Below are 26,783 nucleotides of genomic sequence, written 5' to 3' on the forward strand. Positions count from 1 at the left end.
GAGGCGGCGAGTGCCTTGATCATGATCCAGCTGTTAGGCTTGTCTGGTCAGAACTAAAAGAAGAAACCATGCCGATCATCGGACACCCCCGCGCCATCCCCGCGCTGGAACACCTGCCCAGACCGCTCTACGCCCGTGCCGAAAGCCTTGGCGCCGGCTCCTGGACCACTCGCCACCAGCACGACTGGGTACAGTTCTCCTATGCCATCAGCGGCGTACTTGGCGTGTACACACGCGACGGCAGTTACTTTGCCCCTCCGCAGTGGGGGGTATGGATCCCTGCCGATGCCGAGCATGAAGTGGTCACCTCGATGCAAGCCGAGATGCGCAGCCTGTATGTGCGCCGCGATGCCTGCCCATGGGCGCCGGAACAATGCCGGGTTCTGGAAGTGACGCCGCTGGCGCGCGAGCTGATCAAGCAGTTCTGCCTGTTCCCGGCGGATTACCCAGAAGACGACAGCTCCGAGGCGCGTCTGGTGGCGGTGCTGCTCGACCAGTTGCGCACCTTGCCGGAAGTCGGTTTTTCGCTGCCGTTGCCCCGCCACCCTGGTTTGCTGGCGCTGTGCAATGGCTTGATCGCTGCACCAGATCAGTCGCAGACCTTGCAGCAATGGGCGCGGGAGCTGGGGTGTTCGGAGAAGACGCTGATGCGGCTGTTTCAACGGGAAACCGGGTTGAGCTTTCGTAATTGGCGCCAGCGCATGCGGCTGTTGTCTTCGCTGGCGTTGCTGGAGGCGGGGGAGAATGTGACCGAGGCGGCGCTGGGGTGTGGGTATGACTCCACGTCGGCCTACATTGCGGCGTTCAAGCAGCTGTTTGGCGCGACACCGGGGGAATTGAAGCTCTGATTTTCGGTGGCCTGTGCCGGCCCTTTCGCGGGGTTAGCCGCGAAAGGGCCGGCACAGGCAGATACATCAGGTGCGGAACCTGCGCACCAGCGTATCCAGCTCATTGGACAGCCCGGCCAGGCTCTCGGAGTCCTGGCGCGCTGCCTGGGCCAGCTCGGCCACCAACTGCGCATCCCCGTGAATCTGGCTGATGTGCCGGTTGATGTCCTCGGCCACCTGATGCTGTTCTTCGGCCGCCGTAGCAATTTGGGTATTCATGTCGCGGATGACGTCCACCGACTCACGGATCTGCCCGAAGCTGTCGCGGGCCAGGCCAATACGGCTCACCGACTGCTGCGAAACTTCCAGGCTGGCGTGCATCTGCTCGGCCACTTCGGCGGTACGGCTGGCCAGGTTGCCCAGCAAACCGTCGATTTCGGCGGTGGAGTCGGCAGTACGCTTGGCCAGCGCCCGCACTTCGTCGGCCACCACGGCAAAGCCACGGCCCTGCTCACCGGCACGGGCCGCCTCGATGGCGGCGTTGAGGGCCAGCAGGTTGGTTTGTTCGGCAATCGAACGGATGGTGCCGAGGATCGACTGAATGGCGTTGCTGTCACGCTCCAGCTGCTGGATAGACTGCGCCGATTGCTCGATTTCCTGGCTCAGGCGATCAACGCTGTGTACCGCCGCATCGATCTGCTGCTGGCCTTCGCGGGCCTGCTGCTGGCCGCTGTCGGCCGACTGCGCCGCCTGGCTGCAGGAGCGTGCCACTTCATTGGCGGTGGCGACCATTTCGTGGAAAGCAGTGGAAACCATGTCCACGGCTTCGCGCTGGCGGCCGGCCGCCTCGGCCATGTCGCTGGAGACGCGGGTCGAGCTGCTGGACGTGCTGAGGATCTTGCTGGCAGCAGCGCCGATATGCTGGATCAGGCTGCGAATGGCACCGAGGAACTGGTTGAACCAGCTGGCCAGTTGGGCGGTTTCGTCGCGGCCGCGGATTTCCAGGTTGCGGGTCAGGTCACCCTCACCTTGGGCAATGTCTTCCAGGCCATTGGTGACACTGTTGATCGGGCGCACGATCAGCTTGGCAAAGGCCGCACCGACCACCGCGAACAGTGCGGCCAACACGACAGCGATGACGCCGATCAGCCAAGTGAGCCGGGTGGTGGTCTGCATCACTTCGCTTTGTTCGATCAGGCCGATGAAGGTCCAGCCCAGTTGCTGGTCGGGGTAGACGTTGGCCATGTAGTGCACGCCATTGAGTTCGACCTCGACCAGGCCTTTGCCGGCTTTGGCCAGCTTGGCGTAACCGTCGCCAAAGCTTCCCAGCTGCTTGAAGTTGTGGGCGGCGTCGCGTGGGTCGACCATCACGTTGCCGTTGCTTTCCACCAGCATCAGGTAGCCGCTTTCGCCCAGTTTGATCTGCTTGACGATCTCGGTCAGGCCTTTGAGCGACACGTCGATGTTGACCACGCCGCCGGGGTTGCCCAGCTGGTTGGCCACGGTGCGCACGGTGCTGACCAGCACCGCATCGTCGGCGGCCCAGTAGTAGGCGCCGGTGCGCAACGTCTTGCCAGGGTTGGCCATGGCAAGTTGGTACCAGGGGCGCGTGCGTGGGTCATAATTGACAAACTTCTGGCCGGCCGGCCACCCAGTGTAGCCGCCGTCACTCACCCCGTAGGACAGGTAGGCGTAGGCGGGATGTGAGTTGGCCAGGCGGGTCATGAAGTCGAGTATTTTGCTGGCCTGCTCGCCCAGTTCGTAGGACGGGGTTGCGCTCATGTATTTGTTCAGCTCGCTACCCGTGGCGGCGACCATTGGCTGGGAAGCCATGTACTCGACGTTCTGGTTGATCCCCTGGAAGAAGATGTTCATCGCGTTGCTGACCTGGCGGATTTCCCGGCTGCTGCTGTCGAGGAATCCATCGCGGGCTTCGCCGCGCAGGTTGATGACCACCAAGGTGGCCACGAGAACGATGGGCAAGCCGGCGATGACCGCGAATGCCCAGGTCAGTTTCTGTTTGATGTTCATCGACGCTCCCGGAACTTTTATTTTTGACACACGAGGCAGGTAGCAACTACATCGGCAGCATCCGGGTTTAATGAAGCCAAAACGCCTGTATTTATTGGATAAAGTCGTGGTTGGTGACTATTCGGTCGTGTTTGGACATTTATGGCATACCAAAAGCTCGTGGCAGTTCAGTGACAGCAGTTGCCAGGAGCGCCATTGGCCAGGTCTTTGAGGATCGGGCAGTCCGGGCGGTCGTCGCCCTGGCAATGCGAAACCAGTTCGCCGAGGGTGTCGCGCAGGCTCACCAGTTCCTCGATGCGCCGGTTCAGTTCATCGATGTGCTGCATGGCCAGCGCCTTCACATCGGCGCTCGCACGTTGGCGGTCCTGCCACAAGGTCAGTAACTTGCCGACCTCCTCAAGGGAAAAGCCCAGATCGCGGGAGCGTTTGATGAAGGCCAGGTTGTGCAAGTCCTCCGCCTGGTACAGCCGGTAGCCGCTGTCGCTGCGTGTGGCCGGTTTGAGCAGGCCGATGGATTCGTAGTATCGGATCATCTTGGTGCTGAGCCCGCTGCGGCGGGCGGCCTGACCGATATTCATGGCGCCTCCTGGGTACTGCTGGTGGGTTTCCACGTTTTGAGCCACAGTGCGTTGCTGACGACGCTGACGCTGGACATGGCCATGGCGGCACCCGCCAGTACCGGGTTGAGGTAACCCAGCGCGGCCAGCGGGATGCCGATCAGGTTGTAGATGAATGCCCAGAACAGGTTCTGGCGGATCTTCGCGTAGGTCTTGCGGCTGATTTCCAGCGCGGCGGGCACCAGGCGCGGGTCGCCACGCATCAGGGTGATGCCGGCGGCCTGCATGGCCACGTCGGTACCGCCACCCATGGCAATGCCGATGTCGGCCGCGGCCAACGCCGGTGCATCGTTGATGCCATCGCCAACCATGGCGACCACACCATCCTGCCTGAGCGCGGTCACGGTTGCGGCCTTGTCGGCCGGTAGCACTTCGGCATGCACATCGTCGATGCCCAGGGCCTCGGCAACCACTCTGGCGCTGCCACGGTTGTCACCGGTCAGCAGGTGGCTGCTGATGTGTTGGGCGTGCAGGGTGGCGATGGCCTGCGCGGCGCCGGGCTTGAGGCTGTCACCAAAGGCGAACAGGCCCACCACTCTTGCTTGCGTACCGCGTTCGATCAACCACGACAGTGTGCGTCCTTCGGCTTCCCAGGCCTGGGCCTGGGCGGCCAATTCGCCGGGCTGCAGGCCGCTTTCGTCAAGCAGTCGGCGGTTGCCCAGCGCCAGTTCACGGCCTTCAACGCGACCGGCAATGCCGCGCCCGGTCAGCGACTGGCTGTCGGCAACGGTTGGCACGTCCAGCCCTTGCTCTGCACAGGCCACCAGCACCGCCTTGGCCAGCGGGTGTTCACTCCCGCGTTGCAGGGCGCCGGCCAGGCGGTGCAGGTCGGTGCTGTTGCCGTCCAGCGCCTGGCTGTGAACCACCCGCGGGCTGCCGGAGGTGAGGGTGCCGGTTTTGTCGAACACTACGCGGTTGACCGCATGGGCACGCTCCAGGGCTTCGGCATCCTTGATCAGGATGCCGTGGCGGGCGGCGACCCCGGTGCCGGCCATGATCGCGGCGGGCGTGGCCAGGCCGAGGGCGCAGGGACAGGCAATGACCAGCACGGCGACGGCGTTGATCAGCGCGGTTTCCAGCGGTGTCCCCGCCAGCCACCAGCCAATCAGGGTGATCAGGGCCAGTACCAGCACAGCGGGGACGAACACCTGGCTGACACGGTCGACCAGCTTCTGGATCGGCGCTTTGGCGGCCTGTGCGTCTTCCACCAGGCGGATGATGCGCGCCAGCACGGTCTCGGTGCCCAGCGCCTGGGTACGCACCAGCAGCCGGCCTTCGCCATTGATGGCGCCACCGGTGACGCTGTCGCCGGGTTGCTTGGGCACTGGCAGGCTCTCGCCGCTGATCAGGGCCTCATCGGCGTGGCTGCTGCCGTCTTCGACCACGCCGTCGACCGGGAAGCGCTCGCCGGGCTTGACCAGTACCAGGTCGCCCAAGCGCAACTGGGCGATCGCCACGTCCTCCTCCAGGCCGTCGACCACACGCACGGCGCGTTCCGGGCGCAGGGCTTCGAGGGCGCGGATGGCACTGGCGGTCTGGCGCTTGGCGCGGCTTTCCAGGTACTTGCCCAGCAATACCAGGGCAATCACCACGGCCGAGGCTTCGAAGTACAGGTGCGGGGCCATGCCGGCGGGAGCCTGTGCCCATTGGTACAGGCTCAGGCCATAGCCAGCGCTGGTGCCCAGGGCTACCAGCAGGTCCATGTTGCCGGCACCGGCGCGCACGGCCTTCCAGGCTGCAATGTAGAAGCGGGCACCGAGAATGAACTGCACGGGGGTGGCCAGCAGGAACTGCGCCCAGGCGGGTAGCATCCAGTGCAAGCCGAACGGTTGTACCAGCATGGGTAATACCAGCGGCAGGGCCAACAGCAAGGCTGCACCAACTGCCAGGCGCTCGTTGCGCAGGCGTCGCTGGACAGCGCTTTGGTCGTCCTTGGTCGATTGTGGCAGGCTGGCGCTGTAGCCTGCTTTTTGCACAGCGTCGATCAGCAGGTTGTCATCCAGGGCCGCAAGCACTTCGAGGTGTGCGCGTTCGCTGGCCAAGTTGACGCTGACCTGCCCGACCCCCGGCACTTTGCCCAGGGCGCGCTCTACGCGGCCGACACAACTGGCGCAGGTCATACCGCCTATCTGCAGTTCGAGGGTGCGGGTTGGTACCCCGTAGCCGGCCTCGCGCACGGCTTCGACCAACGCTGGCAGGCTGGCAGGCGGGGCTACAACCCGGGCTTTTTCAGTGGTGAGGTTTACGCTGACCTGTTCAGCGCCGGCGACCTTGCGCAGGGCGCGCTCGACCCGGCCAGCACAGCTGGCGCAGGTCATGCCGGAGATCGGCAGGTCGTATGTGGTGGATGCGGGCATGGCTCTCCTCCTTGGACAGGCCTCCAGCATCAACCTTGCCACGCAGGCAAGGTCAATAGCCCAGGTCGGCTCGTTTCAACTCCAGCCCATATTGCCCCATGGCGATGCGGTATTTGTTGATCTGGCCCGCCTGCAGATTCAACCGCGTGCTGCGCTGGTCCTCTATACCTGCTGCGCAACCCGGCATTTGCCCAGGTAGCAGGCGCAGGCGCACATCCACCGGGCCAGGCGGCAGGTTGAACGAGGTGGACTGCTCCTGGAAAACGCGCCCGGAAAGCTGGTCGTTGAGGTACACGCCGATTTCGCAATTGGTGGCCACTTCCAGGCGCTCCCGGGAAATGATCAGTACGCTGTAGGCTGAGTTGCCCTCGGCGAAGGCCGGTGGCACCACAGCCAGCGCGCCCAATAGCCCGACGACGCCCAATGCTGCCCTGAACATGAAAAATCTCCTGCTTGCCTGATCGTCAAAGGCGCAGCTTGGCCGACGCGGACGCGGATTTCCACCCCGGGTGTTGCAGGGAGGGCTTGACCTTGCCCTGATGGCAAGCTTGAGACTTGTGGAAAACCTGAAGGAGGCAACCCCTATGCAAGTGTTCAATGTACAAGGCATGACCTGCGGCCATTGTGTGAAAGCCGTGACCCGCGCGGTGCAGGAGCAGGATGCTGCAGCCAGGGTGGAAGTTGATCTGGCGGGCAAACAGGTGCGTGTGCAGAGCGAGTTGGCGCAGGAGCAGATTCTCACTGCGATTCGGGATGAGGGGTATCAGGCCGAACTCGCCTGAAGACCTGATTGCTCCCGCCGGGGGTAACAGTGTTGCAAATGTTTTCACATCGATAGGGTCCACAGCAGGTAGAATCAGCCACTTGCTTAGCCTGCTATGGATTCCTGATGAACCTGCGAATGGTGCTCATCCTGGGCGCACTCAGTGCGTTTGGGCCCTTGGCGATCGACTTCTACCTGCCAGCCTTCCCGGCCATGGCGCAAGCGTTCGCCACCGATGAAAAACACGTCCAGGCCACGTTGGCCGCCTACTTCCTGGGCCTGTCTATCGGGCAGCTGGCCTATGGGCCGGTTGCCGACCGTTTTGGCCGCCGCAAACCGCTGATGTTCGGCGTTACGCTGTTCACCTTGGCATCACTGGCCTGTGCCTACGCCCCCAACCTCGATACCTTGGTGGTGGCGCGTTTCATCCAGGCACTGGGTGGTTGTGCCGGTATGGTGCTTTCGCGGGCCATCGTCAGCGACAAGTGCGATCCGGTAGCGTCAGCCAAAGTGTTTTCGCAACTGATGCTGGTCATGGGCCTCGCGCCGATCCTGGCACCGATGCTGGGTGGGGTGCTGGTGAATCTGGCCGGCTGGCAGTCGATCTTTCTCGCTCTGAGCTTGTTCAGTGCCGGCTGCCTGTTGGCGGTAAGCCTGGGCCTGCCGGAAAGCCTGCCTGAGCATATACCGCGTCAGCCGCTGTCTGGCGCCTTGCGCCAGTACCTGCGGCTGCTGGCTGATCGGGTTTTCCTCGGACATGCCCTGACCGGCGGTATCGCCATTGCCGGCATGTTCGCCTATATCGCCGGTTCACCTTTCGTGTTCATCAAACTGTATGGCGTGCCCGCTGAGCACTACGGCTGGCTGTTCGGCACCAACGCCGCAGGTTTTATTCTGGTGGCGCAGGTGAACGCCCGCCTGCTGGCCAAACGCGGGCCGGCCTTCCTGCTGGGCCGTGCGGTGTGGCTGTATCTGGTTGCGGGCCTGGTGCTGCTGGGCGTGGCGGCGTTGCGCCCTGCGCAACTGTGGCCGCTACTGGTGCCGCTGTTCATCTGTATCGCCAGCCTTGGTTGCATCATTCCCAATGCTTCGGCCTGCGCCATGAGTGGACAGGGCGCGCGTGCCGGCAGCGCCTCGGCACTGATGGGCTGTGTGCAGTTCAGCGTAGCTGCGGGTGCTGCGGCGCTGGTCGGGCTGCTGCATGATGGCAGTGCGGTGCCCATGGCAATCGTGATCAGCCTGTGCGGGGCGCTGGTGGTCAGTGTTGCGCTGTTGACCCGGCGTTTGCAGGCCAAGGCTCCCGCATGAGCGGGTGAGGTGCCTGCAGCCGGGTTTCCAGCGTGGCGACGAAGGCGCGCGCCTCAGCCTCGCTGCGGAAACTGACCACATGCTGATCGAGCTGGACTTGCCAGGGGCAGGCGGGGTTTCGGCTCGACGCACTTACGATAATTTTCATCGCGGCATACCTCCAGGAAGGGGAGCCGATCAAGTGTAGCGCTGGCCCGCCAGCCTGCCATGACACGGCTTCAGCGTCCTGACTGACGGTAAGTGTGTGCATTTCCCTGGCGGTGTTTCCTGCTTTGGGCCCAATGCCTGTAAAGCCCCAGAACCTTCGCTTTGTTTTGCGCTATTTGTGGAAGGTTGCTGTGGGCCACATCTGAAATGGCTGCAAGTTTGTTTTCATCAAGATGTTTCAGCGTGGCGGTGTGGGCGTACCGGTGCCTTGGCTGACTTGGTGCCGAGGAGTTTTTCGAAGCCGCTTTGCTGCTTGCCATGGGTAGATATACCCAGTGGTTTTTCATCTTGGGTAGGGTGGCACGTGGTCGTCTGACCGGCGTTTTTCTGCGGCTTATACTGGCGAACCAGGCCAGTGCCAGCGAGAGGCGCTTCCCTGGCAGGGTTGGCCATCGCATCCCCACCGTGAAATTGCAGGGAGTTACAAGGACATGAACGCAGCCAGCAGTATCAGCCAGATCGCCAGCCTGATGGCCGATCCCAAGCGCAGTGCCATGTTGTGGGCATTGATCGATGGCACACCTAGATTGGCCAATGAACTCGCGATAATGACTGGCCTGACTTCATCGTCCGCCTGCGCACACCTTTCGTTGCTGTCGTCGGCCGGCTTGCTCAAGCATGAAGCCAGGGGCCGCAAACGCTACTTTTGCCTGGCAACCCCGCAGGTCGGAGCGGCGGTAGAAGCCTTGGCCAGCGTGCAGCTGGAAAGCGCCAGGGGAGAGCGTGCCGAAGCGCCAGTATCGTCACTGCCCATGTCGATGCGCCGGGCGCGCCGTTGTGGCGATCATCTGGGTGGGGAGTTGGCCAGTGAGCTATATCATCGCATGGTGGTGGCCGGCTGGCTGGAAGGCAGCGGTCGGCAGTTGATGGTCAGTGACGAGGGGCGGGCGCAGTTGGCCTTGGTCGGGGTATACATCGATGCCTTGGCGCCACACCAGCAACGAGGTTGCGTGATCTGCCGCTGCACCGAGTGGAATGACCAGGGCCCTCACCTGGGGGGCGTACTTGGCCAGGCCTTGTTCAGGTTGTTCCTGCAATCTGGCTGGATGCGCGAGTTAGAGGACACGCGGGCATTGCATATTTCGGCGCTGGGTATCCAGCAGATCAATCGCATCGCCCGCGTGGCGACGTTGCAGGTCGGTTGAGCGCAACGTCTTCATGCTACTCAGACCAGCCGTGCATCCAGGCTGTTCTGCGCCAGGCGACGTGCCTGGTCCTCGGTCATGCCCAAGTGGGTGTGCAGGGCGTGGAAGTTCTCCGTGACATAGCCACCGAAGTAGGCCGGGTCGTCCGAGTTGACCGTGACTTTCACACCACGCTCGAGCATGTCGAGGATGTTGTGCTGGCTCATGTGCTCGAACACGCAGAGCTTGGTGTTGGACAGCGGGCACACCGTGAGCGGGATCTGCTCGTCGATGATGCGCTGCATCAGGCGCTCGTCCTCAATGGCACGTACGCCATGGTCGATACGTTTGATCTTCAGCAGGTCGAGGGCTTCCCAGATGTACTCGGGTGGGCCTTCTTCGCCAGCGTGGGCAACGGCGACGAAGCCTTCGCTGCGGGCGCGGTCGAACACACGCTTGAACTTGCTTGGCGGGTGGCCCATCTCCGAGCTGTCCAGGCCAACGGCAATGAAGGCATCGCGGAACGGCAAGGCCTGATCGAGGGTCTTTTGCGCTTCATCCTCGCTGAGGTGGCGCAGGAAGCTGAGGATCAGGCCGCTGCTGATGCCCAGTTGTTCGCGACCATCCTTGAGCGCCTGGCTGATGCCGTTGAGCACCACTTCGAAAGCAATGCCACGGTCGGTATGGGTCTGTGGGTCGAAGAAGGGTTCAGTGTGGATCACGTTCTGGGCTTTGCAGCGTTGCAGGTAGGCCCAGGTCAGGTCATAGAAGTCCTGCTCGGTGCGCAGCACGTCGGCGCCCTGGTAGTACAGGTCGAGGAACTCCTGCAGGTTGTTGAAGGCATAGGCACCGCGCAAGGTTTCCACATCGGCCCAGGGCAAGGCGATCTTGTTGCGCTCGGCCAGGGCGAACAGCAACTCGGGCTCCAGTGAGCCTTCCAGGTGCAGGTGCAGTTCGGCCTTGGGCAGGGCGTTCAACCAGTCATACATAGTGGTTCATCTCAATCAGGTACGGTTGCGGCCATTCTACAGGGGCCGGCCGGGCAATGCGCCCAGCCGGGCTGCGACCTGGTGAATCACCAGACCAAGGGTTCGCCCTTGTAGTTGATGAAACGCAGGCCGCCGTTGCCGCTTTGGGCCTTGATCTGTTCGATCATGCCTCGGGTGCTGGTGAGCACATCGATATCGGCGTTTTCGCCACCCATGTCGGTTTTCACCCAGCCTGGGTGCATGGCCAGCACGCACAGGTCCGGGCGCTGCTGCTCAACGAAGAAGCTGTTGATCATCGAGTTCAGTGCCGCCTTGCTGGCCTTGTACAGGCAGATTTCGCCACCGTCGGGGATGGTAACGCTTCCCAGGATCGAGCTCATGAAGGCCAGCACACCACTGCCTTCACGTATTTGACCCACCAGGCGGCGAGCCACGCGTATCGGCGCTACGGCATTGGTCATGAACAGATCGCCAATGTCGCTGTTGCTTACGGCCTCCAGGTCTTGCGGCAAGGGGCCCATGACCCCGGCGTTGACGAATATCAGGTCGAACACCTGGCCTTGCAGGCGTTGCTTCAGGCTGTCGAGCTGAACGGTGTCGTTCATTTCCAGCTGCTCGATACGCACGCCGGGCACGTTCGCCAGGGCGCCGGGCTGCTGCGGGTTACGGACGGTGGCAGTGATGTGCCAACCGTCTTCGTGCAGGCGTTGTACCAAGCCCAGGCCAAGCCCGCGCGAGGCGCCGATGATGAGGGCAGTTCTTGAATTGGCCATAGGAACATTCCTTTATCGGTGTAGGAGAAAGGAATTGAGCATACGTCACGGCGGATACGCGTGCCTGGTTTGCTTGTGGTCAAAAAATGATCAGTTATGTCCGGGCCTTGCGGGGCCGGGCGCTTCGCCTGTTGGCGCACGGGTTATCCACAAGCTGGTCCACAGTTATTGTGTGCAAGGTGAGCAAGCGGGGTGCGGCTTGGATGGGAGGCTCGCTGGGGATAAGTCGCGCGCATTCAGCAGTTTACGGCGGTCATCAAATCGTGATCAAAATATGATCAAAGCCCTGAAGGCCTTGAAATCACTAGCCTGCAAGAGAATGCCCCAAGCTTATCCACAGGCAGGCCCACAGTTGTTGTGGGCAATGTTCAGCGTGCTTCGAGCAAAATACGTCCGCGGCTCAAATCCGCCAGTTGCTGTTGCAATGGCGCCAGGTGGGCGTCACCGAGGGCAATCAGCAGGTTAACGCCATTGGCGGTGAACTGTTCATCCAGGACCAGGCCGTCAACCTCGGCCAGGCGCAGCTTCACCAGCGCCAGCTCGCTGAAACTGCAGCTGCAGCTGAAATTGCTGCGCTGTACCAGCAGGCGCTTGGGCGCCTGTTGCAGGCACTTGTTGGCGCCGCCGCCATAGGCCCTGGCCAGGCCGCCGGTACCCAGCTGGATGCCGCCGTACCAGCGGATCACCAGCACCACCACCTGGTCGCAGTCCTGCGCTTCGATGGCCGCCAGGATCGGCCGCCCAGCGGTGCCGCCGGGTTCGCCATCGTCGCTGCTGCGGTACTGCGCGCCGAGTTTCCAGGCCCAGCAGTTGTGGGTTGCGGCCAGGTCGCTATGACGTTCGATGAAACTCATCGCTTCGGCGGCACTGCTGATTGGCCCGGCGAGGGTGATGAAGCGGCTTTTGCGGATTTCCTCGCGGTATTCGCAGAGGTCGAGCAGGGTAGAAGGCATAAAGGACGGTCAGGCAGCCGGCTTGATGCCGCAGCCCTTCAAAATGATGTGGATAAGGTTGTTGCTCGCGTCTTCCATGTCCTGCTTGGTCAGGCGGCTGCGGCCAGTCACCTGGCAAATCTGGGTGGCGAAGTCTGCATAGTGCTGGGTGCTGCCCCAGAGCAGGAAGATCAGGTGCACCGGGTCGACCGGGTCCATTTTGCCTGCTTCGATCCAGGCCTGGAAGACCGCAGCACGGCCGCGGAACCATTCGCGGTAATCGGCGCTGAAGTATTCGGTCAGGCAGGTGCCACCGCTGATCACTTCCATGGCGAAAATGCGCGAAGCTTGCGGGTTGCGCCGGGAGAACTCCATCTTGGTACGGATGTACTGGCTCAGGGCTTCACCGGGGTCGTCATCGACGCTCAAGGCGTTGAAGGTGCTGTCCCACAACTCGATGATATTGCTGAGCACGGCGATGTACAGGCCCAGCTTGTTGGTGAAGTAGTAATGCAGGTTGGCCTTGGGCAACCCCGCCTTGAGCGCGATGGTGTTCATGCTGGTGCCCTTGAAACCATGGCGGGCGAATTCATCTTCGGCGGCCTGGATAATGGCCTGTTCGTTCTTCTGGCGGATACGGCCCGCGGGCTTGCCCGAGGCGGAGAGGCGATGCGCAGGGACTTCTAGGGTCATGGGCGATTCCGTACGAGGCAGTGGCTGCGGCTGTGGGACAAGATTACCTGCCTGTGCCGAAGTGACAAGCGTTTGCGGCACAGACTGGCATCAACGTGTCGCAGCCAGGCTTTCGAGGAAGCTTTCCAGCACCAGGTTGGGGCGCCGGCCTTTGCGGGTAACCCAGCTCAGGCTCAGGTCATAAAAACGCTCCTTGGGCTTGAGCGCACGCAAACGGCCTTGTTGTACCCAGAACATGGCGTAGTGGTCGGGCAGATAGCCGATGTAACGCCCGGTGAGGATCAGAAACGCCATGCCCTCGCGGTCAGAAGCACTGGCGGTGCAATTCAGCGCCTGGTAATGCGCCTGGATTTCGGCGGGTAGACGGAAGGTGGGGGTGATGGCTTCCTGGCTATTGAGGCGGTCGTCGTCTATCTGCTGGTCATCGGCATAGAACAGCGGGTGGCCGACGGCGCAGTACAGCAGCGAGCGTTCGCTGTACAACGGTTGGTACTCAAGCCCCGAAAGCGGGCTGGTCTGGGGTACGACGCCAACGTGAAGGCTGCCATCGAGCACGCCGTGCTCGACCTGGCTGGGGGCGATCATACGGATCTGGATGCGCACATCAGGGCCGCGGTCCTTGAGTTCCGCCAGGGCATGGGTGATACGCATGTGCGGCAAGGTCACCAGGTTGTCGGTCAGACCAATGTTCAGCTCGCCGCGCAAATGCTGGTGCAGGCCGTTGACCTCGGTGCGGAAGCTTTCCAGCGCGCTGAGCAGTTGCAGGGCTGAATGGTAGACCTCGCGGCCTTCCTCAGTCAGCGAGAAACCGGCGCGTCCGCGCTGACACAGGCGCAGGCCGAGGCGTTGCTCAAGGTCGTTCATCTGCTGGCTGATGGCCGAGCGCCCAATGCCCAGTACGTTCTCGGCAGCCGAGAAGCCACCGCACTCGACGACGCTGCGGTAGATCTTCAGAAGGCGGATGTCGAAGTCGCTGACTTGGGCGAGTGGATCGGGTCGTCGGCTCATTAGTTTAGTCTCGGCCTGTCTGAAGATTAGAAATGTAGGCTTTTTCTGACTCTATCGCCGTGCCAATTTAGCTGCAACAAGATACATCGTTGCCTAATCGTCTTCCGAGGAACCGCCGATGAACATGCCCGAAACCGCCCCTGCCGGTATCGCCAGCCAGCTCAAGCTGGACGCCCACTGGATGCCCTACACCGCCAACCGCAACTTCCAGCGCGACCCTCGCCTGATCGTGGCGGCCGAAGGCAACTACCTGGTCGATGACCACGGGCGCAAGATCTTCGACGCCCTGTCCGGCCTGTGGACCTGCGGCGCAGGGCACACTCGCAAGGAAATCGCTGACGCGGTGACCCGCCAACTGAGTACGCTGGACTATTCCCCAGCATTCCAGTTCGGCCACCCGCTGTCGTTCCAGCTGGCGGAAAAGATCGCCGAGCTGGTTCCGGGCAATCTGAATCACGTCTTTTATACCAACTCCGGTTCCGAATGCGCCGACACCGCATTGAAGATGGTGCGTGCCTACTGGCGCCTGAAAGGCCAGGCCACCAAGACCAAGATCATCGGCCGTGCCCGTGGTTACCATGGCGTGAACATCGCGGGTACCAGCCTGGGTGGCGTCAACGGTAACCGCAAGATGTTTGGTCAGCTGCTGGACGTCGACCACCTGCCTCACACTGTATTGCCGGTGAACGCCTTCTCCAAAGGCTTGCCGGAAGAGGGCGGTATCGCTCTGGCTGACGAAATGCTCAAGCTGATCGAGCTGCACGATGCCTCCAACATCGCAGCAGTCATCGTCGAGCCGCTGGCCGGTTCGGCCGGTGTGCTGCCGCCGCCGAAGGGTTACCTGAAGCGTCTGCGTGAAATCTGCACCCAGCACAACATTCTGCTGATCTTCGATGAAGTGATCACTGGCTTCGGCCGCATGGGCGCGATGACCGGCTCGGAAGCCTTCGGCGTTACCCCGGACCTGATGTGCATCGCCAAGCAGGTGACCAACGGCGCCATCCCGATGGGCGCAGTGATTGCCAGCAGCGAGATCTACCAGACGTTCATGAATCAGCCGACCCCGGAATACGCCGTGGAATTCCCACACGGCTACACCTACTCGGCGCACCCGGTAGCCTGTGCCGCCGGTATCGCCGCGCTGGACCTGCTGCAGAAGGAAAACCTGGTGCAGTCTGCTGCTGAACTGGCGCCGCATTTCGAGAAGCTGCTGCACGGCGTGAAGGGCACCAAGAATATCGTCGATATCCGCAACTACGGCCTGGCCGGCGCCATCCAGATCGCCGCCCGTGACGGTGACGCCATCGTTCGCCCATACGAAGCGGCCATGAAGCTGTGGAAAGCTGGCTTCTATGTACGCTTTGGTGGCGACACCCTGCAGTTCGGCCCAACCTTCAATACCAAGCCGCAGGAACTGGATCGCCTGTTCGATGCGGTAGGCGAAACCCTGAACCTGATCGACTGATCTTTCCGATTTTGATGCCAGGCGCATGCCCGCTGCGGGCGCCTGGCTCTCCTATGTTTATCTGGAGTTTTGCATGAGCATTGTTCAGCACCTGATTCACGGCGAACTGGTTACCAAAGGTGAGCGCACCGCCGATGTCTTCAACCCGTCCACTGGCCAGGCCGTTCGCAAGGTCGAACTGGCCAGCCGCGCAACTGTTCAGGAAGCGATCGATTCCGCCAAGGCTGCCTTCCCGGCCTGGCGCAACACCCCACCGGCCAAGCGTGCCCAGGTGATGTTCCGCTTCAAGCAACTGCTGGAGCAGAACGAAGCCAAGATTTCGCAGATGATCAGCGAAGAGCATGGCAAGACCCTGGAAGACGCCGCCGGCGAACTGAAGCGTGGTATCGAGAACGTCGAGTTCGCGTGTGCAGCCCCAGAAGTGCTGAAGGGTGAGTACAGCCGCAACGTCGGTCCGAACATCGACGCCTGGTCCGACTTCCAGCCGCTGGGCGTGGTTGCCGGTATCACCCCATTCAACTTCCCAGCCATGGTGCCGCTGTGGATGTACCCACTGGCCATCGCCTGCGGCAACGCATTCATCCTCAAGCCTTCCGAGCGTGACCCGAGCTCGACTCTGTACATTGCCCAGTTGCTGCTGGAAGCCGGTTTGCCGAAGGGCATCCTCAACGTGGTGCACGGTGACAAGGAAGCGGTGGATGCGCTGATCGAAGCGCCGGAAGTGAAAGCACTGAGCTTCGTGGGTTCTACCCCGATCGCCGAGTACATCTATGCCGAAGGCACCAAGCGTGGCAAGCGTGTACAAGCCTTGGGGGGCGCGAAGAACCACGCGGTGCTGATGCCGGATGCCGACCTGGACAACGCAGTCAGTGCCCTGATGGGCGCGGCTTACGGTTCATGTGGCGAGCGTTGCATGGCCATTTCGGTAGCCGTGTGCGTAGGCGACCAAGTGGCCGATGCCCTGATTGCCAAGCTGGAGCCACAGATCAAGGCGCTGAAGATTGGTGCCGGCACCTCGTGTGGCCTGGACATGGGCCCGCTGGTGACTGCGGCAGCGCGTGACAAGGTCGTGGGTTACATCGATGACGGTGTTGCTGCTGGCGCCAAGCTGGTGGTGGATGGCCGTGGCTTCCGTGTGGCAGGTAATGAAGATGGCTACTTCGTGGGTGGCACCCTGTTCGACAAGGTGACCCCGGAGATGCGCATCTATAAAGAGGAGATCTTTGGCCCGGTGCTGTGCGTGGTCCGGGTTAATAGCCTGGAGCAGGCCATGCAGCTGATCAACGATCACGAGTATGGCAACGGCACTTGCATCTTTACCCGTGACGGTGAAGCGGCCCGTCTGTTCTGCGACGAGATCGAGGTGGGTATGGTGGGTGTCAACGTACCGCTGCCGGTGCCGGTGGCCTACCACAGCTTTGGTGGCTGGAAGCGTTCTCTGTTTGGTGACCTGCATGCCTATGGTCCGGATGGTGTGCGCTTCTATACCCGTCGTAAGGCAATTACCCAGCGTTGGCCACAGCGGGCCAGCCATGAAGCGTCGCAGTTTGCATTCCCTAGCCTTTAAGGTGGGGTAAGCAAAGCGGGGAGGCCGTCAGGCCTCCCCGTTTTGTTTTTGGGGTTTGGTTGTTGCTGTTGTAGGGGGAGAGGGCTGTTTTGAGAGGGCGTTGGCTATGAGATGTGTCCGCCATCACCTTTGCAGTGCCTGTGAGATCGAGCGCCGCCCGCGCGGCGCATCGCGAGCTGCGCTCGCTCCTACGTTTGTTTCGGGCCAGTCACGCCTGTGATAGGCGCGCGCGACCGCCTTGTTTGTACGACGCGATATCGCGCCATGCGCCAAGGCGTTCGCGCGCAAATCCCCCAGAAATAATTGGCCCGAAACAAACGTAGGAGCGAGCGCAGCTCGCGATGCGCTTGTTTGTACGACGCGATATCGCGCCATGCGCCAAGGCGTTCGCGCGCAAATCCCACAGGCATAATTGGCCCGAAACAAACGTAGGAGCGAGCGCAGCTCGCGATGCGCCGCGCGGGCGGCGCTCGATCTCACAGGCGCTGAATGTGTTGCGGCGAGCACCTGGTGGCCTTGATACGGTCTTCGCCTGGAATATTTCAAATAAATGAAATTAAAGGTTGACGCGCTTTCGAATCCCCTTATAATGCGCCCCACTTCCAGCGACATCGGAACGAAAAACTCCTTGATATTCAACGAGTTAAGTAGTTAAGGCGAAAGCTGGAGGGGCTACGATCAAATGGTCGAAAGCGGTTGAAAAGGTGGTTGACAGTGCTTCTAAGTGCTGTATGATTCGCCTCCCGCTACGAGAGATCGCAGCGAGCCAAGTGTTTGAAGCTAAACGAGTTTCTCGCAAAAAACTTCAAAATAAACGCTTGACAGGCTCTGAGGAAAGCGTAGAATTCGCGCCTCGGTTGAGACGAAAAGCTCTTAACCAAACGCTCTTTAACAAATCGAATCAAGCAATTCGTGTGGGTGCTTGTGAGTACGGACTGATAGTCAAAAAGATTATCAGCATCACAAGTGACCATGCGAGAAATCACATAGTCATTTGAGATTGCTGAGCCAAGTTTAGGGTTTCTTAAAAACCCAAGCAGTATTGAACTGAAGAGTTTGATCATGGCTCAGATTGAACGCTGGCGGCAGGCCTAACACATGCAAGTCGAGCGGATGACGGGAGCTTGCTCCTTGATTCAGCGGCGGACGGGTGAGTAATGCCTAGGAATCTGCCTGGTAGTGGGGGACAACGTTTCGAAAGGAACGCTAATACCGCATACGTCCTACGGGAGAAAGCAGGGGACCTTCGGGCCTTGCGCTATCAGATGAGCCTAGGTCGGATTAGCTAGTTGGTGGGGTAATGGCTCACCAAGGCGACGATCCGTAACTGGTCTGAGAGGATGATCAGTCACACTGGAACTGAGACACGGTCCAGACTCCTACGGGAGGCAGCAGTGGGGAATATTGGACAATGGGCGAAAGCCTGATCCAGCCATGCCGCGTGTGTGAAGAAGGTCTTCGGATTGTAAAGCACTTTAAGTTGGGAGGAAGGGCAGTAAGTTAATACCTTGCTGTTTTGACGTTACCGACAGAATAAGCACCGGCTAACTCTGTGCCAGCAGCCGCGGTAATACAGAGGGTGCAAGCGTTAATCGGAATTACTGGGCGTAAAGCGCGCGTAGGTGGTTTGTTAAGTTGGATGTGAAAGCCCCGGGCTCAACCTGGGAACTGCATCCAAAACTGGCAAGCTAGAGTACGGTAGAGGGTGGTGGAATTTCCTGTGTAGCGGTGAAATGCGTAGATATAGGAAGGAACACCAGTGGCGAAGGCGACCACCTGGACTGATACTGACACTGAGGTGCGAAAGCGTGGGGAGCAAACAGGATTAGATACCCTGGTAGTCCACGCCGTAAACGATGTCAACTAGCCGTTGGAATCCTTGAGATTTTAGTGGCGCAGCTAACGCATTAAGTTGACCGCCTGGGGAGTACGGCCGCAAGGTTAAAACTCAAATGAATTGACGGGGGCCCGCACAAGCGGTGGAGCATGTGGTTTAATTCGAAGCAACGCGAAGAACCTTACCAGGCCTTGACATGCAGAGAACTTTCCAGAGATGGATTGGTGCCTTCGGGAACTCTGACACAGGTGCTGCATGGCTGTCGTCAGCTCGTGTCGTGAGATGTTGGGTTAAGTCCCGTAACGAGCGCAACCCTTGTCCTTAGTTACCAGCACGTTATGGTGGGCACTCTAAGGAGACTGCCGGTGACAAACCGGAGGAAGGTGGGGATGACGTCAAGTCATCATGGCCCTTACGGCCTGGGCTACACACGTGCTACAATGGTCGGTACAGAGGGTTGCCAAGCCGCGAGGTGGAGCTAATCTCACAAAACCGATCGTAGTCCGGATCGCAGTCTGCAACTCGACTGCGTGAAGTCGGAATCGCTAGTAATCGCGAATCAGAATGTCGCGGTGAATACGTTCCCGGGCCTTGTACACACCGCCCGTCACACCATGGGAGTGGGTTGCACCAGAAGTAGCTAGTCTAACCTTCGGGAGGACGGTTACCACGGTGTGATTCATGACTGGGGTGAAGTCGTAACAAGGTAGCCGTAGGGGAACCTGCGGCTGGATCACCTCCTTAATCGACGACATCAGCCTGCTGATGAGCTCCCACACGAATTGCTTGATTCATTGTAAAAGACGATGCTGTAAAGCGACCCTGTTATAGGTCTGTAGCTCAGTTGGTTAGAGCGCACCCCTGATAAGGGTGAGGTCGGCAGTTCAAATCTGCCCAGACCTACCATTACATGGTATTCGCCGTTGAATACGGGGCCATAGCTCAGCTGGGAGAGCGCCTGCCTTGCACGCAGGAGGTCAGCGGTTCGATCCCGCTTGGCTCCACCACTTTCGCCGTATGCAGTAGCTTGTCAGAACTTAGAAATGAACATTCACCTCGAATGTTGATTTCTGACTTTTGTCAGATCGTTCTTTAAAAATTCGGATATGTGATAGATATAGACTGAACACCAGTTTCACTGCTGGTGGATCAGGCTAAGGTAAAATTTGTGAGTTCTGCTCGAAAGAGCAACGTACGAATTTTCGGCGAATGTCGTCTTCACAGTATAACCAGATTGCTTGGGGTTATATGGTCAAGTGAAGAAGCGCATACGGTGGATGCCTTGGCAGTCAGAGGCGATGAAAGACGTGGTAGCCTGCGATAAGCTTTGGGGAGTCGGCAAACAGACTGTGATCCAGAGATCTCTGAATGGGGGAACCCACTCAGCATAAGCTGAGTATCTTGTACTGAATACATAGGTGCAAGAGGCGAACCAGGGGAACTGAAACATCTAAGTACCCTGAGGAAAAGAAATCAACCGAGATTCCCTTAGTAGTGGCGAGCGAACGGGGACCAGCCCTTAAGTTGATTTGAGATTAGTGGAACGCTTTGGAAAGTGCGGCCATAGTGGGTGATAGCCCCGTACACGAAAATCTCTTATCAATGAAATCGAGTAGGACGGAGCACGAGAAACTTTGTCTGAATATGGGGGGACCATCCTCCAAGGCTAAATACTACTGACTGACCGATAGTGAACCAGTACCGTGAGGGAAAGGCGAAAAGAACCCCGGAGAGGGGAGTGAAATAGAACCTGAAACCGTATGCGTACAAGCAGTGGGAGCCTACTTTGTTAGGTGACTGCGTACCTTTTGTATAATGGGTCAGCGACTTATATTCAGTGGCGAGCTTAACCGAATAGGGGAGGCGTAGCGAAAGCGAGTCTTAATAGGGCGTTTAGTCGCTGGGTATAGACCCGAAACCGGGCGATCTATCCATGGGCAGGTTGAAGGTTAGGTAACACTGACTGGAGGACCGAACCGACTACCGTTGAAAAGTTAGCGGATGACCTGTGGATCGGAGTGAAAGGCTAATCAAGCTCGGAGATAGCTGGTTCTCCTCGAAAGCTATTTAGGTAGCGCCTCATGTATCACTGTAGGGGGTAGAGCACTGTTTCGGCTAGGGGGTCATCCCGACTTACCAAACCGATGCAAACTCCGAATACCTACAAGTGCCGAGCATGGGAGACACACGGCGGGTGCTAACGTCCGTCGTGAAAAGGGAAACAACCCAGACCGTCAGCTAAGGTCCCAAAGTCATGGTTAAGTGGGAAACGATGTGGGAAGGCTTAGACAGCTAGGAGGTTGGCTTAGAAGCAGCCACCCTTTAAAGAAAGCGTAATAGCTCACTAGTCGAGTCGGCCTGCGCGGAAGATGTAACGGGGCTCAAACCATGCACCGAAGCTACGGGTATCATCTTACGATGATGCGGTAGAGGAGCGTTCTGTAAGCCTGTGAAGGTGAGTTGAGAAGCTTGCTGGAGGTATCAGAAGTGCGAATGCTGACATGAGTAACGACAATGCGAGTGAAAAACTCGCACGCCGAAAGACCAAGGTTTCCTGCGCAACGTTAATCGACGCAGGGTTAGTCGGTCCCTAAGGCGAGGCTGAAAAGCGTAGTCGATGGAAAACAGGTTAATATTCCTGTACTTCCAGTTATTGCGATGGAGGGACGGAGAAGGTTAGGCCAGCCTGGCGTTGGTTGTCCAGGTTTAAGGTGGTAGGCTGAAATCTTAGGCAAATCCGGGATTTCAAGGCCGAGAGCTGATGACGAGTTGCCTTTAGGCGACGAAGTGGTTGATACCATGCTTCCAAGAAAAGCTCCTAAGCTTCAGATAACTGGGAACCGTACCCCAAACCGACACAGGTGGTTAGGTAGAGAATACCAAGGCGCTTGAGAGAACTCGGGTGAAGGAACTAGGCAAAATGGCACCGTAACTTCGGGAGAAGGTGCGCCGGCGAGGGTGAAGGACTTGCTCCGTAAGCTCATGCCGGTCGAAGATACCAGGCCGCTGCGACTGTTTATTAAAAACACAGCACTCTGCAAACACGAAAGTGGACGTATAGGGTGTGACGCCTGCCCGGTGCCGGAAGGTTAATTGATGGGGTTAGCGCAAGCGAAGCTCTTGATCGAAGCCCCGGTAAACGGCGGCCGTAACTATAACGGTCCTAAGGTAGCGAAATTCCTTGTCGGGTAAGTTCCGACCTGCACGAATGGCGTAACGATGGCGGCGCTGTCTCCACCCGAGACTCAGTGAAATTGAAATCGCTGTGAAGATGCAGTGTATCCGCGGCTAGACGGAAAGACCCCGTGAACCTTTACTATAGCTTTGCACTGGACTTTGAATTTGCTTGTGTAGGATAGGTGGGAGGCTTTGAAGTGGGGACGCCAGTTCTCATGGAGCCATCCTTGAAATACCACCCTGGCAACTTTGAGGTTCTAACTCAGGTCCGTTATCCGGATCGAGGACAGTGTATGGTGGGTAGTTTGACTGGGGCGGTCTCCTCCCAAAGAGTAACGGAGGAGTACGAAGGTGCGCTCAGACCGGTCGGAAATCGGTCGTAGAGTATAAAGGCAAAAGCGCGCTTGACTGCGAGACAAACACGTCGAGCAGGTACGAAAGTAGGTCTTAGTGATCCGGTGGTTCTGTATGGAAGGGCCATCGCTCAACGGATAAAAGGTACTCCGGGGATAACAGGCTGATACCGCCCAAGAGTTCATATCGACGGCGGTGTTTGGCACCTCGATGTCGGCTCATCACATCCTGGGGCTGAAGCCGGTCCCAAGGGTATGGCTGTTCGCCATTTAAAGTGGTACGCGAGCTGGGTTTAGAACGTCGTGAGACAGTTCGGTCCCTATCTGCCGTGGACGTTTGAGATTTGAGAGGGGCTGCTCCTAGTACGAGAGGACCGGAGTGGACGAACCTCTGGTGTTCCGGTTGTCACGCCAGTGGCATTGCCGGGTAGCTATGTTCGGAAGAGATAACCGCTGAAAGCATCTAAGCGGGAAACTTGCCTCAAGATGAGATCTCACTGGGATCTTGAATCCCCTAAAGGGCCGTCGAAGACTACGACGTTGATAGGTTGGGTGTGTAAGCGCTGTGAGGCGTTGAGCTAACCAATACTAATTGCCCGTGAGGCTTGACCATATAACACCCAAGCAATTTGCTGACGCAGATTGTGGTGGTGAAGACGAAAGACCCGAAAATTCGTAAGACCACAAATATCGCATATCCGAATTCGCTGGGCTGTCCATCTGGACATTCTGGCTACAGAATTTCTTGACGACCATAGAGCATTGGAACCACCTGATCCCATCCCGAACTCAGTAGTGAAACGATGCATCGCCGATGGTAGTGTGGGGTTTCCCCATGTGAGAGTAGGTCATCGTCAAGATTCATTTCGCAAAACCCCTATCTGCACATGCAGGTAGGGGTTTTGTCTTTGTGGGCCGAAAATTCCGGGCCTGCTCGAATTGCTGTGGGGCATGCCGTGAAGCAGGCAACTCGGTGGAGGGCACCGGCTTCGCCGGTGATCGCGGGTAAACCCGCTCCTACAGAGAATGGTGCAACGGCAGGCAGGGGCGTATACCCTCCAGGCCAACGTCGCCTCCCACAATTCGAGCCAGAACACTAGAATAGCCCCACGCACCTATTCAGAAGCGCTATATGTCCAATTCTGTCGAACCTGAAACCCTGGCACAGTTGCCGTTGGACGAGCTTGTCGCCTGCCATGAATGCGACCTGCTGCTACGCAAGCCCGTGCTGCAGCATGATGAAAAAGCCCAATGCCCGCGCTGCGGCTACGAGCTCTATGCCCACCGGCACAATGTGGTCAATCGCAGCCTGGCCTTGGTGCTGGCGGCCCTTTTGCTGTTCGTGCCGGCCAATTTCCTGCCGATCATGCAGTTGCACCTGCTTGGTCAGACTTCAGACGATACGGTCTGGAGTGGCGTGCTAGGCCTGTACAACTCGGGAATGCGCGGTGTTGCCGTGGTGGTCTTGCTCTGTAGCATGGTCATTCCACTGGCGAAACTGCTCTGTCAGCTGGTCGTCCTGTTGAGCATCCGCCTGAACTTCGGGCGTGACTACGGCCTGGTCTTCTACCGTATCTATCACCACCTACGTGACTGGGGCATGCTCGAGGTCTATTTCATGGGGGTGCTGGTGGCCATCGTAAAGCTGGTGGATCTGGCCGAGCTGACCGTGGGCCTTGGGCTGTTCTGTTTCATCAGTCTGTTATTGATCCAGGTGTGGCTCGAGGTGGTGATGTCGCCCCACCAGATCTGGAGTGCGTTATCGGGGGAGGACCTGCATGCGGGCGATTGACGCAGGCATTCTTGTCTGCAATGAGTGTCACGAACTGAACAGGCAAGAGGCTGACAGTACTTCGCAAACCTGCACACGCTGCGGCGCTATCGTGCATGCACGCCGGCCGAACAGTATCGTGCGTACCTGGGCGTTGCTGATTGCGGCGTCGATCCTCTACATCCCAGCCAACATATTGCCGATCATGACCGTGAGTACCCTCGGTCAGGGCAGCCCGGACACCATCATGTCCGGGGTCATCACCCTGCTCAAACACGGCATGGTGCCCATTGCGGCTGTGGTGTTCATTGCCAGTATCCTGGTCCCCACGTTCAAGCTGGTGGGCATCGGCTTGCTGTTGTATTCCGTTCAGCGGCGGCAACCGCTTTCAGCCCGGCAGCGGATACTGATGTACCGCTTCATCGAATTCATTGGGCGCTGGTCCATGCTGGATATCTTCGTCATTGCCATCTTGGTGGCAGTGGTGAATTTTGGCCGAATAGCCAGTGTCGAAGCCAACCTGGGCGCTGTCGCCTTCGCAACTGTGGTGATCCTGACAATGCTTGCCGCTTTAACTTTCGATCCCCGACTGATTTGGGATAACACGGAGTCGGATGACGACCATGAGTGACCTGCCAACGGCTAAAACCCGCCCAGCCTCGAACTGGTCGGCCATCTGGATCCTGCCTTTGATTGCGCTGATGATCGGTGGCTGGCTCGCGTGGCAGGCTTACCGCGACGCTGGCGTGGAAATTGAAGTCCGCTTTGAGTCGGGAGAGGGTATCGTCGCCAACAAGACCGAGGTCATCTACAAGGGCATGCCGGTTGGCAAGGTGAAAAGCCTGGTGCTCGACGCCAAGGGCGACACGCAGGGGGTGATCGCTACCATCGAGATGAACAAGGCCGCCGAGCCCCATCTGAACAAAGGCACGCGTTTCTGGCTGGTGAAGCCGAGCGTCAGCCTGGCCGGAATATCCGGCCTTGAAACACTGGTTTCGGGCAATTACATCGCTGTTAGTCCGGGGGAGGGGGAGCGTACCAAACGCTTTGTGGCATTGAAGGTGGCACCACCGCTCTCGGACTCTGAGCCAGGCCTGCACCTGACCCTCAAGGCCGACAGGCTGGGCTCGCTCAACCGTGACAGCCCGGTGTTCTACAAGCAGATTCAGGTTGGCCGGGTGAAAAGCTACCGCCTGTCCGAGGACCAGAGCACAGTAGAGGTAAAAGTCTTCATCGAGCCGGCTTACGCCAGCCTGGTGCGCAAGCACACACGTTTCTGGAACGCCAGCGGTGTCAGCATCGATGCTTCGCTTTCGGGTGTGAAGGTGCGCAGTGAGTCGTTGTCGAGCATTGTGGCGGGTGGTATCGCTTTCGCCACGCCGGAGTACCGCAAGGACAGCCCGCCCACCGATCCGAGCCTGCCGTTCCGCCTGTACGAGGACTTCGATGCCGCCCAGGCGGGTATCCGGGTAAAAGTGAAGCTGAGCGATTATGAAGGCCTGCAGGCGGGTCGCACGCCGGTCATGTACAAGGGCATCCAGGTGGGCTCGCTGAAAGCCCTGAAGATGGAAGACAACCTGGCCAGCGCTTCGGCCGAGCTGACACTCGACCCACTGACCGAGGACTACCTGGTAGACGGGACCCAGTTCTGGGTAGTCAAGCCGTCGATTTCCCTGGCGGGAATCACTGGCCTGGAAGCGCTGGTCAAAGGTAACTACATCGCCATTCGTCCCGGTGAGAAGGGCGCACGGCCAGAGCGTGAGTTCGAGGCGCGTGCCAAGGCGCCGCCACTCGACCTCAAGGCGCCGGGCCTGCACATGGTGTTGTTCGCCGACACCTTGGGTTCGCTGGAAGTCGGCAGCCCGGTGATGTACCGCCAGGTGAAGGTGGGCAGCGTGCAGAGCTATCAGTTCGCTCGTAACAGCAATCGAATCCTGATCGGTGTGCATATCGAGAAGGAGTACGAGAAACTGGTCAATGGTTCGTCCCGCTTCTGGAATGTCAGTGGGATCACCCTGACCGGCGGCCTGTCGGGTATCAAGATCAAGAGTGAATCGCTGCAAACACTGATGGCCGGCGGTATTGCCTTCGATACGCCACGACCCGATGTACCGCTGAAGCGGCACATTCCACGCTTCCGTCTGCATGACAGCCAGGAAGCGGTAAACCGTGCGGGTACGTTGATCACCATCCGTGTAGAGCGTGCCGATGGCTTGAAACCGGGCACGGCCATCCGCTTCCGCGGCCTGGATGTGGGCAGTATCGAGAGCGTTGACCTCACCGATGACCTGCAGGCGGTACTGCTGCGGGCGCGTATTACCGAAGCGGCGGATCGTATTGCACGTGCCGGTACGCAGTTCTGGGTGGTCAAACCGGCGCTGGGCCTGGTGCGCACTGAAAACCTCGATACCCTGATTGGTGGGCAGTACGTGGAGGTGCAGCCAGCAGCCAAGGACCGTGGGCCACAGCGCGATTTCATCGCTTTGGCCGATGCCCCACAGGTCGCAGGGCCAGAGGTCGGCCTGCCATTGACGCTCAGTGCGCCACGCCGCGGCTCGATCAAGCCGGGCGTGCCGGTTACCTATCGTGAGGTCAAGGTGGGCAAGGTGACAGGCTTCGAGCTGGGCCAGAACGCTGATCGCGTGCTGATTCATATCCTCATCGAGCCGCGCTATGCCGCCTTGGTGCGCAGTGGTAGCCGCTTCTGGAACAGCAGTGGTTTCGGTTTCGACTGGGGGCTGTTCAAGGGCGCTACAGTGCGTACCGAGTCGGTGGAAACCCTGATTGATGGCGGTATCGCCTTCGCAACGCCAGATGGCGAGCAGATGGGTAACCCGGCACGGCCGCGGCAGACCTTTGCCTTGTTCGACAAGGCCGAGGATGAATGGCTGCAATGGGCGCCGAAGATTCAGATAGCCAAGTGATGCAAGGGTAGGGCCGCCTGGCGCGGCCCCTGCTTTGTGGCGCTGCCCAAAGCATATCGG

The 26,783-nt window shown here is 59.4% G+C and carries 19 protein-coding genes, 2 tRNA genes, 3 rRNA genes and 1 pseudogene; 14 read left to right on the forward strand and 11 right to left on the reverse strand.

The annotated features are described in order from the left end of the window. Positions 1–68 precede the first annotated feature (68 nt). Complete coding sequence (locus AC3B5Q_RS02745) at positions 69–848, forward strand: AraC family transcriptional regulator (protein ID WP_410480409.1); 780 nt, start codon at positions 69–71, stop codon at positions 846–848. Positions 849–914: 66 nt separating this feature from the next. Here the strand turns inward: AC3B5Q_RS02745 and AC3B5Q_RS02750 are convergent, their stop codons facing one another. From AC3B5Q_RS02750 to AC3B5Q_RS02770, 5 genes and pseudogenes are all read right to left on the reverse strand, one after another. Then, a complete protein-coding gene (locus AC3B5Q_RS02750; protein ID WP_370626959.1) occupies positions 915–1,682 on the reverse strand; it encodes a methyl-accepting chemotaxis protein in 768 nt (255 codons plus the stop codon). Between the two features lie 90 nt (positions 1,683–1,772). Beyond that, positions 1,773–2,858, reverse strand: a pseudogene (locus tag AC3B5Q_RS02755) (HAMP domain-containing protein); the annotation flags it as partial. Between the two features lie 167 nt (positions 2,859–3,025). Then, positions 3,026–3,436: a Cu(I)-responsive transcriptional regulator gene (gene cueR, locus AC3B5Q_RS02760; RefSeq protein WP_021783982.1), complete on the reverse strand. Its 411-nt coding sequence runs from the start codon at positions 3,434–3,436 to the stop codon at positions 3,026–3,028. Beyond that, a complete protein-coding gene (locus tag AC3B5Q_RS02765; RefSeq protein ID WP_103463359.1) occupies positions 3,433–5,832 on the reverse strand; it encodes a heavy metal translocating P-type ATPase in 2,400 nt (799 codons plus the stop codon). Before AC3B5Q_RS02765 ends, cueR begins: the two co-directional genes overlap by 4 nt. 52 nt (positions 5,833–5,884) lie before the next feature. Next, positions 5,885–6,271, reverse strand: coding sequence for a hypothetical protein (locus tag AC3B5Q_RS02770; protein WP_021783984.1), 387 nt, complete (start codon positions 6,269–6,271; stop codon positions 5,885–5,887). Between the two features lie 145 nt (positions 6,272–6,416). On the opposite strand from AC3B5Q_RS02770, the gene AC3B5Q_RS02775 reads away from it, so the two are divergent. Together AC3B5Q_RS02775 and AC3B5Q_RS02780 are read left to right on the forward strand one after the other, a co-directional pair. After that, positions 6,417–6,614 (forward strand): heavy-metal-associated domain-containing protein, encoded by a 198-nt coding sequence (locus AC3B5Q_RS02775; RefSeq protein WP_014589568.1) that lies wholly within the window; start codon positions 6,417–6,419, stop codon positions 6,612–6,614. A 107-nt stretch (positions 6,615–6,721) separates the two neighbouring features. After that, positions 6,722–7,903 carry a multidrug effflux MFS transporter gene (locus AC3B5Q_RS02780; protein ID WP_003255285.1) on the forward strand — a complete coding sequence of 394 codons (1,182 nt, stop codon included), beginning with the start codon at positions 6,722–6,724 and terminating at the stop codon, positions 7,901–7,903. Here AC3B5Q_RS02780 and AC3B5Q_RS02785 read toward each other — a convergent pair. Then, complete coding sequence (locus AC3B5Q_RS02785; protein ID WP_003255284.1) at positions 7,854–8,051, reverse strand: hypothetical protein; 198 nt, start codon at positions 8,049–8,051, stop codon at positions 7,854–7,856. The two genes, AC3B5Q_RS02780 and AC3B5Q_RS02785, sit on opposite strands and share 50 nt — an antisense overlap. Before the next feature lie 490 nt (positions 8,052–8,541). Here AC3B5Q_RS02785 and AC3B5Q_RS02790 point away from each other — a divergent pair, with 490 nt between their 5' ends. Beyond that, positions 8,542–9,255 (forward strand): ArsR/SmtB family transcription factor, encoded by a 714-nt coding sequence (locus tag AC3B5Q_RS02790; protein ID WP_021783985.1) that lies wholly within the window; start codon positions 8,542–8,544, stop codon positions 9,253–9,255. Positions 9,256–9,275: 20 nt separating this feature from the next. On the opposite strand, the gene AC3B5Q_RS02795 is transcribed toward AC3B5Q_RS02790, so the two are convergent. The 5 genes from AC3B5Q_RS02795 to AC3B5Q_RS02815 all read right to left on the reverse strand — a co-directional run bounded on the left by AC3B5Q_RS02795 (position 9,276) and on the right by AC3B5Q_RS02815 (position 13,629). Continuing rightward, positions 9,276–10,223 (reverse strand): adenosine deaminase, encoded by a 948-nt coding sequence (locus AC3B5Q_RS02795; RefSeq protein ID WP_135192822.1) that lies wholly within the window; start codon positions 10,221–10,223, stop codon positions 9,276–9,278. A gap of 86 nt (positions 10,224–10,309) precedes the next feature. Beyond that, positions 10,310–10,996: an SDR family oxidoreductase gene (locus AC3B5Q_RS02800; protein ID WP_021783987.1), complete on the reverse strand. Its 687-nt coding sequence runs from the start codon at positions 10,994–10,996 to the stop codon at positions 10,310–10,312. 368 nt (positions 10,997–11,364) lie between these two features. Beyond that, entirely contained in the window at positions 11,365–11,949 is a 585-nt protein-coding gene (locus AC3B5Q_RS02805; RefSeq protein WP_021783988.1) for an IMPACT family protein, read from the reverse strand. Between the two features lie 9 nt (positions 11,950–11,958). Further along, a complete protein-coding gene (locus AC3B5Q_RS02810) occupies positions 11,959–12,621 on the reverse strand; it encodes a TetR/AcrR family transcriptional regulator (protein WP_003255279.1) in 663 nt (220 codons plus the stop codon). A gap of 90 nt (positions 12,622–12,711) precedes the next feature. Next, complete coding sequence (locus AC3B5Q_RS02815) at positions 12,712–13,629, reverse strand: LysR family transcriptional regulator (protein ID WP_021783989.1); 918 nt, start codon at positions 13,627–13,629, stop codon at positions 12,712–12,714. A 118-nt stretch (positions 13,630–13,747) separates the two neighbouring features. Here AC3B5Q_RS02815 and aptA point away from each other — a divergent pair, with 118 nt between their 5' ends. The 10 genes from aptA (at position 13,748) to AC3B5Q_RS02865 (ending at position 26,723) form a co-directional block, all read left to right on the forward strand. Further along, complete coding sequence (gene aptA, locus AC3B5Q_RS02820) at positions 13,748–15,094, forward strand: omega-aminotransferase AptA (protein ID WP_021783990.1); 1,347 nt, start codon at positions 13,748–13,750, stop codon at positions 15,092–15,094. 73 nt (positions 15,095–15,167) lie between these two features. Beyond that, complete coding sequence (locus AC3B5Q_RS02825; RefSeq protein ID WP_003255276.1) at positions 15,168–16,661, forward strand: CoA-acylating methylmalonate-semialdehyde dehydrogenase; 1,494 nt, start codon at positions 15,168–15,170, stop codon at positions 16,659–16,661. Positions 16,662–17,705: 1,044 nt separating this feature from the next. Continuing rightward, positions 17,706–19,242, forward strand: a 16S ribosomal RNA gene (locus AC3B5Q_RS02830). Positions 19,243–19,327: 85 nt separating this feature from the next. Continuing rightward, positions 19,328–19,404, forward strand: a tRNA-Ile gene (locus AC3B5Q_RS02835). Positions 19,405–19,429: 25 nt separating this feature from the next. Then, positions 19,430–19,505 (forward strand) — tRNA-Ala (locus AC3B5Q_RS02840). A 243-nt stretch (positions 19,506–19,748) separates the two neighbouring features. Further along, a 23S ribosomal RNA gene (locus AC3B5Q_RS02845) occupies positions 19,749–22,641 on the forward strand. A 131-nt stretch (positions 22,642–22,772) separates the two neighbouring features. Next, positions 22,773–22,888 (forward strand): 5S ribosomal RNA (gene rrf / locus AC3B5Q_RS02850). The 16S, 23S and 5S rRNA genes sit together here with 2 tRNA genes alongside, the layout of an rRNA operon. Positions 22,889–23,160: 272 nt before the next feature. Next, a complete protein-coding gene (locus AC3B5Q_RS02855) occupies positions 23,161–23,820 on the forward strand; it encodes a paraquat-inducible protein A (protein ID WP_021784207.1) in 660 nt (219 codons plus the stop codon). Further along, positions 23,807–24,430, forward strand: coding sequence for a paraquat-inducible protein A (locus AC3B5Q_RS02860; protein ID WP_021784206.1), 624 nt, complete (start codon positions 23,807–23,809; stop codon positions 24,428–24,430). Before AC3B5Q_RS02855 ends, AC3B5Q_RS02860 begins: the two co-directional genes overlap by 14 nt. Then, the gene (locus AC3B5Q_RS02865) at positions 24,423–26,723 is read left to right on the forward strand and encodes a PqiB family protein (protein WP_028698100.1); all 2,301 of its coding nucleotides are present in this window, start codon (positions 24,423–24,425) and stop codon (positions 26,721–26,723) included. The genes AC3B5Q_RS02860 and AC3B5Q_RS02865 overlap by 8 nt, the downstream gene beginning before the upstream one ends. Positions 26,724–26,783: the final 60 nt, after the last annotated feature.

It is taken from the genome of Pseudomonas sp. D5(2026) (genome assembly GCF_057766845.1).

Coding starts and splice junctions, on each gene's coding strand:
- AC3B5Q_RS02745 (WP_410480409.1), top strand. CDS start 69: ATGCCGATCATCGGACACCCCCGCGCCATCCCCGCGCTGGAACACCTG.
- AC3B5Q_RS02750 (WP_370626959.1), bottom strand. CDS start 1,682: ATGGCCGAGGCGGCCGGCCGCCAGCGCGAAGCCGTGGACATGGTTTCC.
- cueR (WP_021783982.1), bottom strand. CDS start 3,436: ATGAATATCGGTCAGGCCGCCCGCCGCAGCGGGCTCAGCACCAAGATG.
- AC3B5Q_RS02765 (WP_103463359.1), bottom strand. CDS start 5,832: ATGCCCGCATCCACCACATACGACCTGCCGATCTCCGGCATGACCTGC.
- AC3B5Q_RS02770 (WP_021783984.1), bottom strand. CDS start 6,271: ATGTTCAGGGCAGCATTGGGCGTCGTCGGGCTATTGGGCGCGCTGGCT.
- AC3B5Q_RS02775 (WP_014589568.1), top strand. CDS start 6,417: ATGCAAGTGTTCAATGTACAAGGCATGACCTGCGGCCATTGTGTGAAA.
- AC3B5Q_RS02780 (WP_003255285.1), top strand. CDS start 6,722: ATGAACCTGCGAATGGTGCTCATCCTGGGCGCACTCAGTGCGTTTGGG.
- AC3B5Q_RS02785 (WP_003255284.1), bottom strand. CDS start 8,051: ATGAAAATTATCGTAAGTGCGTCGAGCCGAAACCCCGCCTGCCCCTGG.
- AC3B5Q_RS02790 (WP_021783985.1), top strand. CDS start 8,542: ATGAACGCAGCCAGCAGTATCAGCCAGATCGCCAGCCTGATGGCCGAT.
- AC3B5Q_RS02795 (WP_135192822.1), bottom strand. CDS start 10,223: ATGTATGACTGGTTGAACGCCCTGCCCAAGGCCGAACTGCACCTGCAC.
- AC3B5Q_RS02800 (WP_021783987.1), bottom strand. CDS start 10,996: ATGGCCAATTCAAGAACTGCCCTCATCATCGGCGCCTCGCGCGGGCTT.
- AC3B5Q_RS02805 (WP_021783988.1), bottom strand. CDS start 11,949: ATGCCTTCTACCCTGCTCGACCTCTGCGAATACCGCGAGGAAATCCGC.
- AC3B5Q_RS02810 (WP_003255279.1), bottom strand. CDS start 12,621: ATGACCCTAGAAGTCCCTGCGCATCGCCTCTCCGCCTCGGGCAAGCCC.
- AC3B5Q_RS02815 (WP_021783989.1), bottom strand. CDS start 13,629: ATGAGCCGACGACCCGATCCACTCGCCCAAGTCAGCGACTTCGACATC.
- aptA (WP_021783990.1), top strand. CDS start 13,748: ATGAACATGCCCGAAACCGCCCCTGCCGGTATCGCCAGCCAGCTCAAG.
- AC3B5Q_RS02825 (WP_003255276.1), top strand. CDS start 15,168: ATGAGCATTGTTCAGCACCTGATTCACGGCGAACTGGTTACCAAAGGT.
- AC3B5Q_RS02855 (WP_021784207.1), top strand. CDS start 23,161: ATGTCCAATTCTGTCGAACCTGAAACCCTGGCACAGTTGCCGTTGGAC.
- AC3B5Q_RS02860 (WP_021784206.1), top strand. CDS start 23,807: ATGCGGGCGATTGACGCAGGCATTCTTGTCTGCAATGAGTGTCACGAA.
- AC3B5Q_RS02865 (WP_028698100.1), top strand. CDS start 24,423: ATGAGTGACCTGCCAACGGCTAAAACCCGCCCAGCCTCGAACTGGTCG.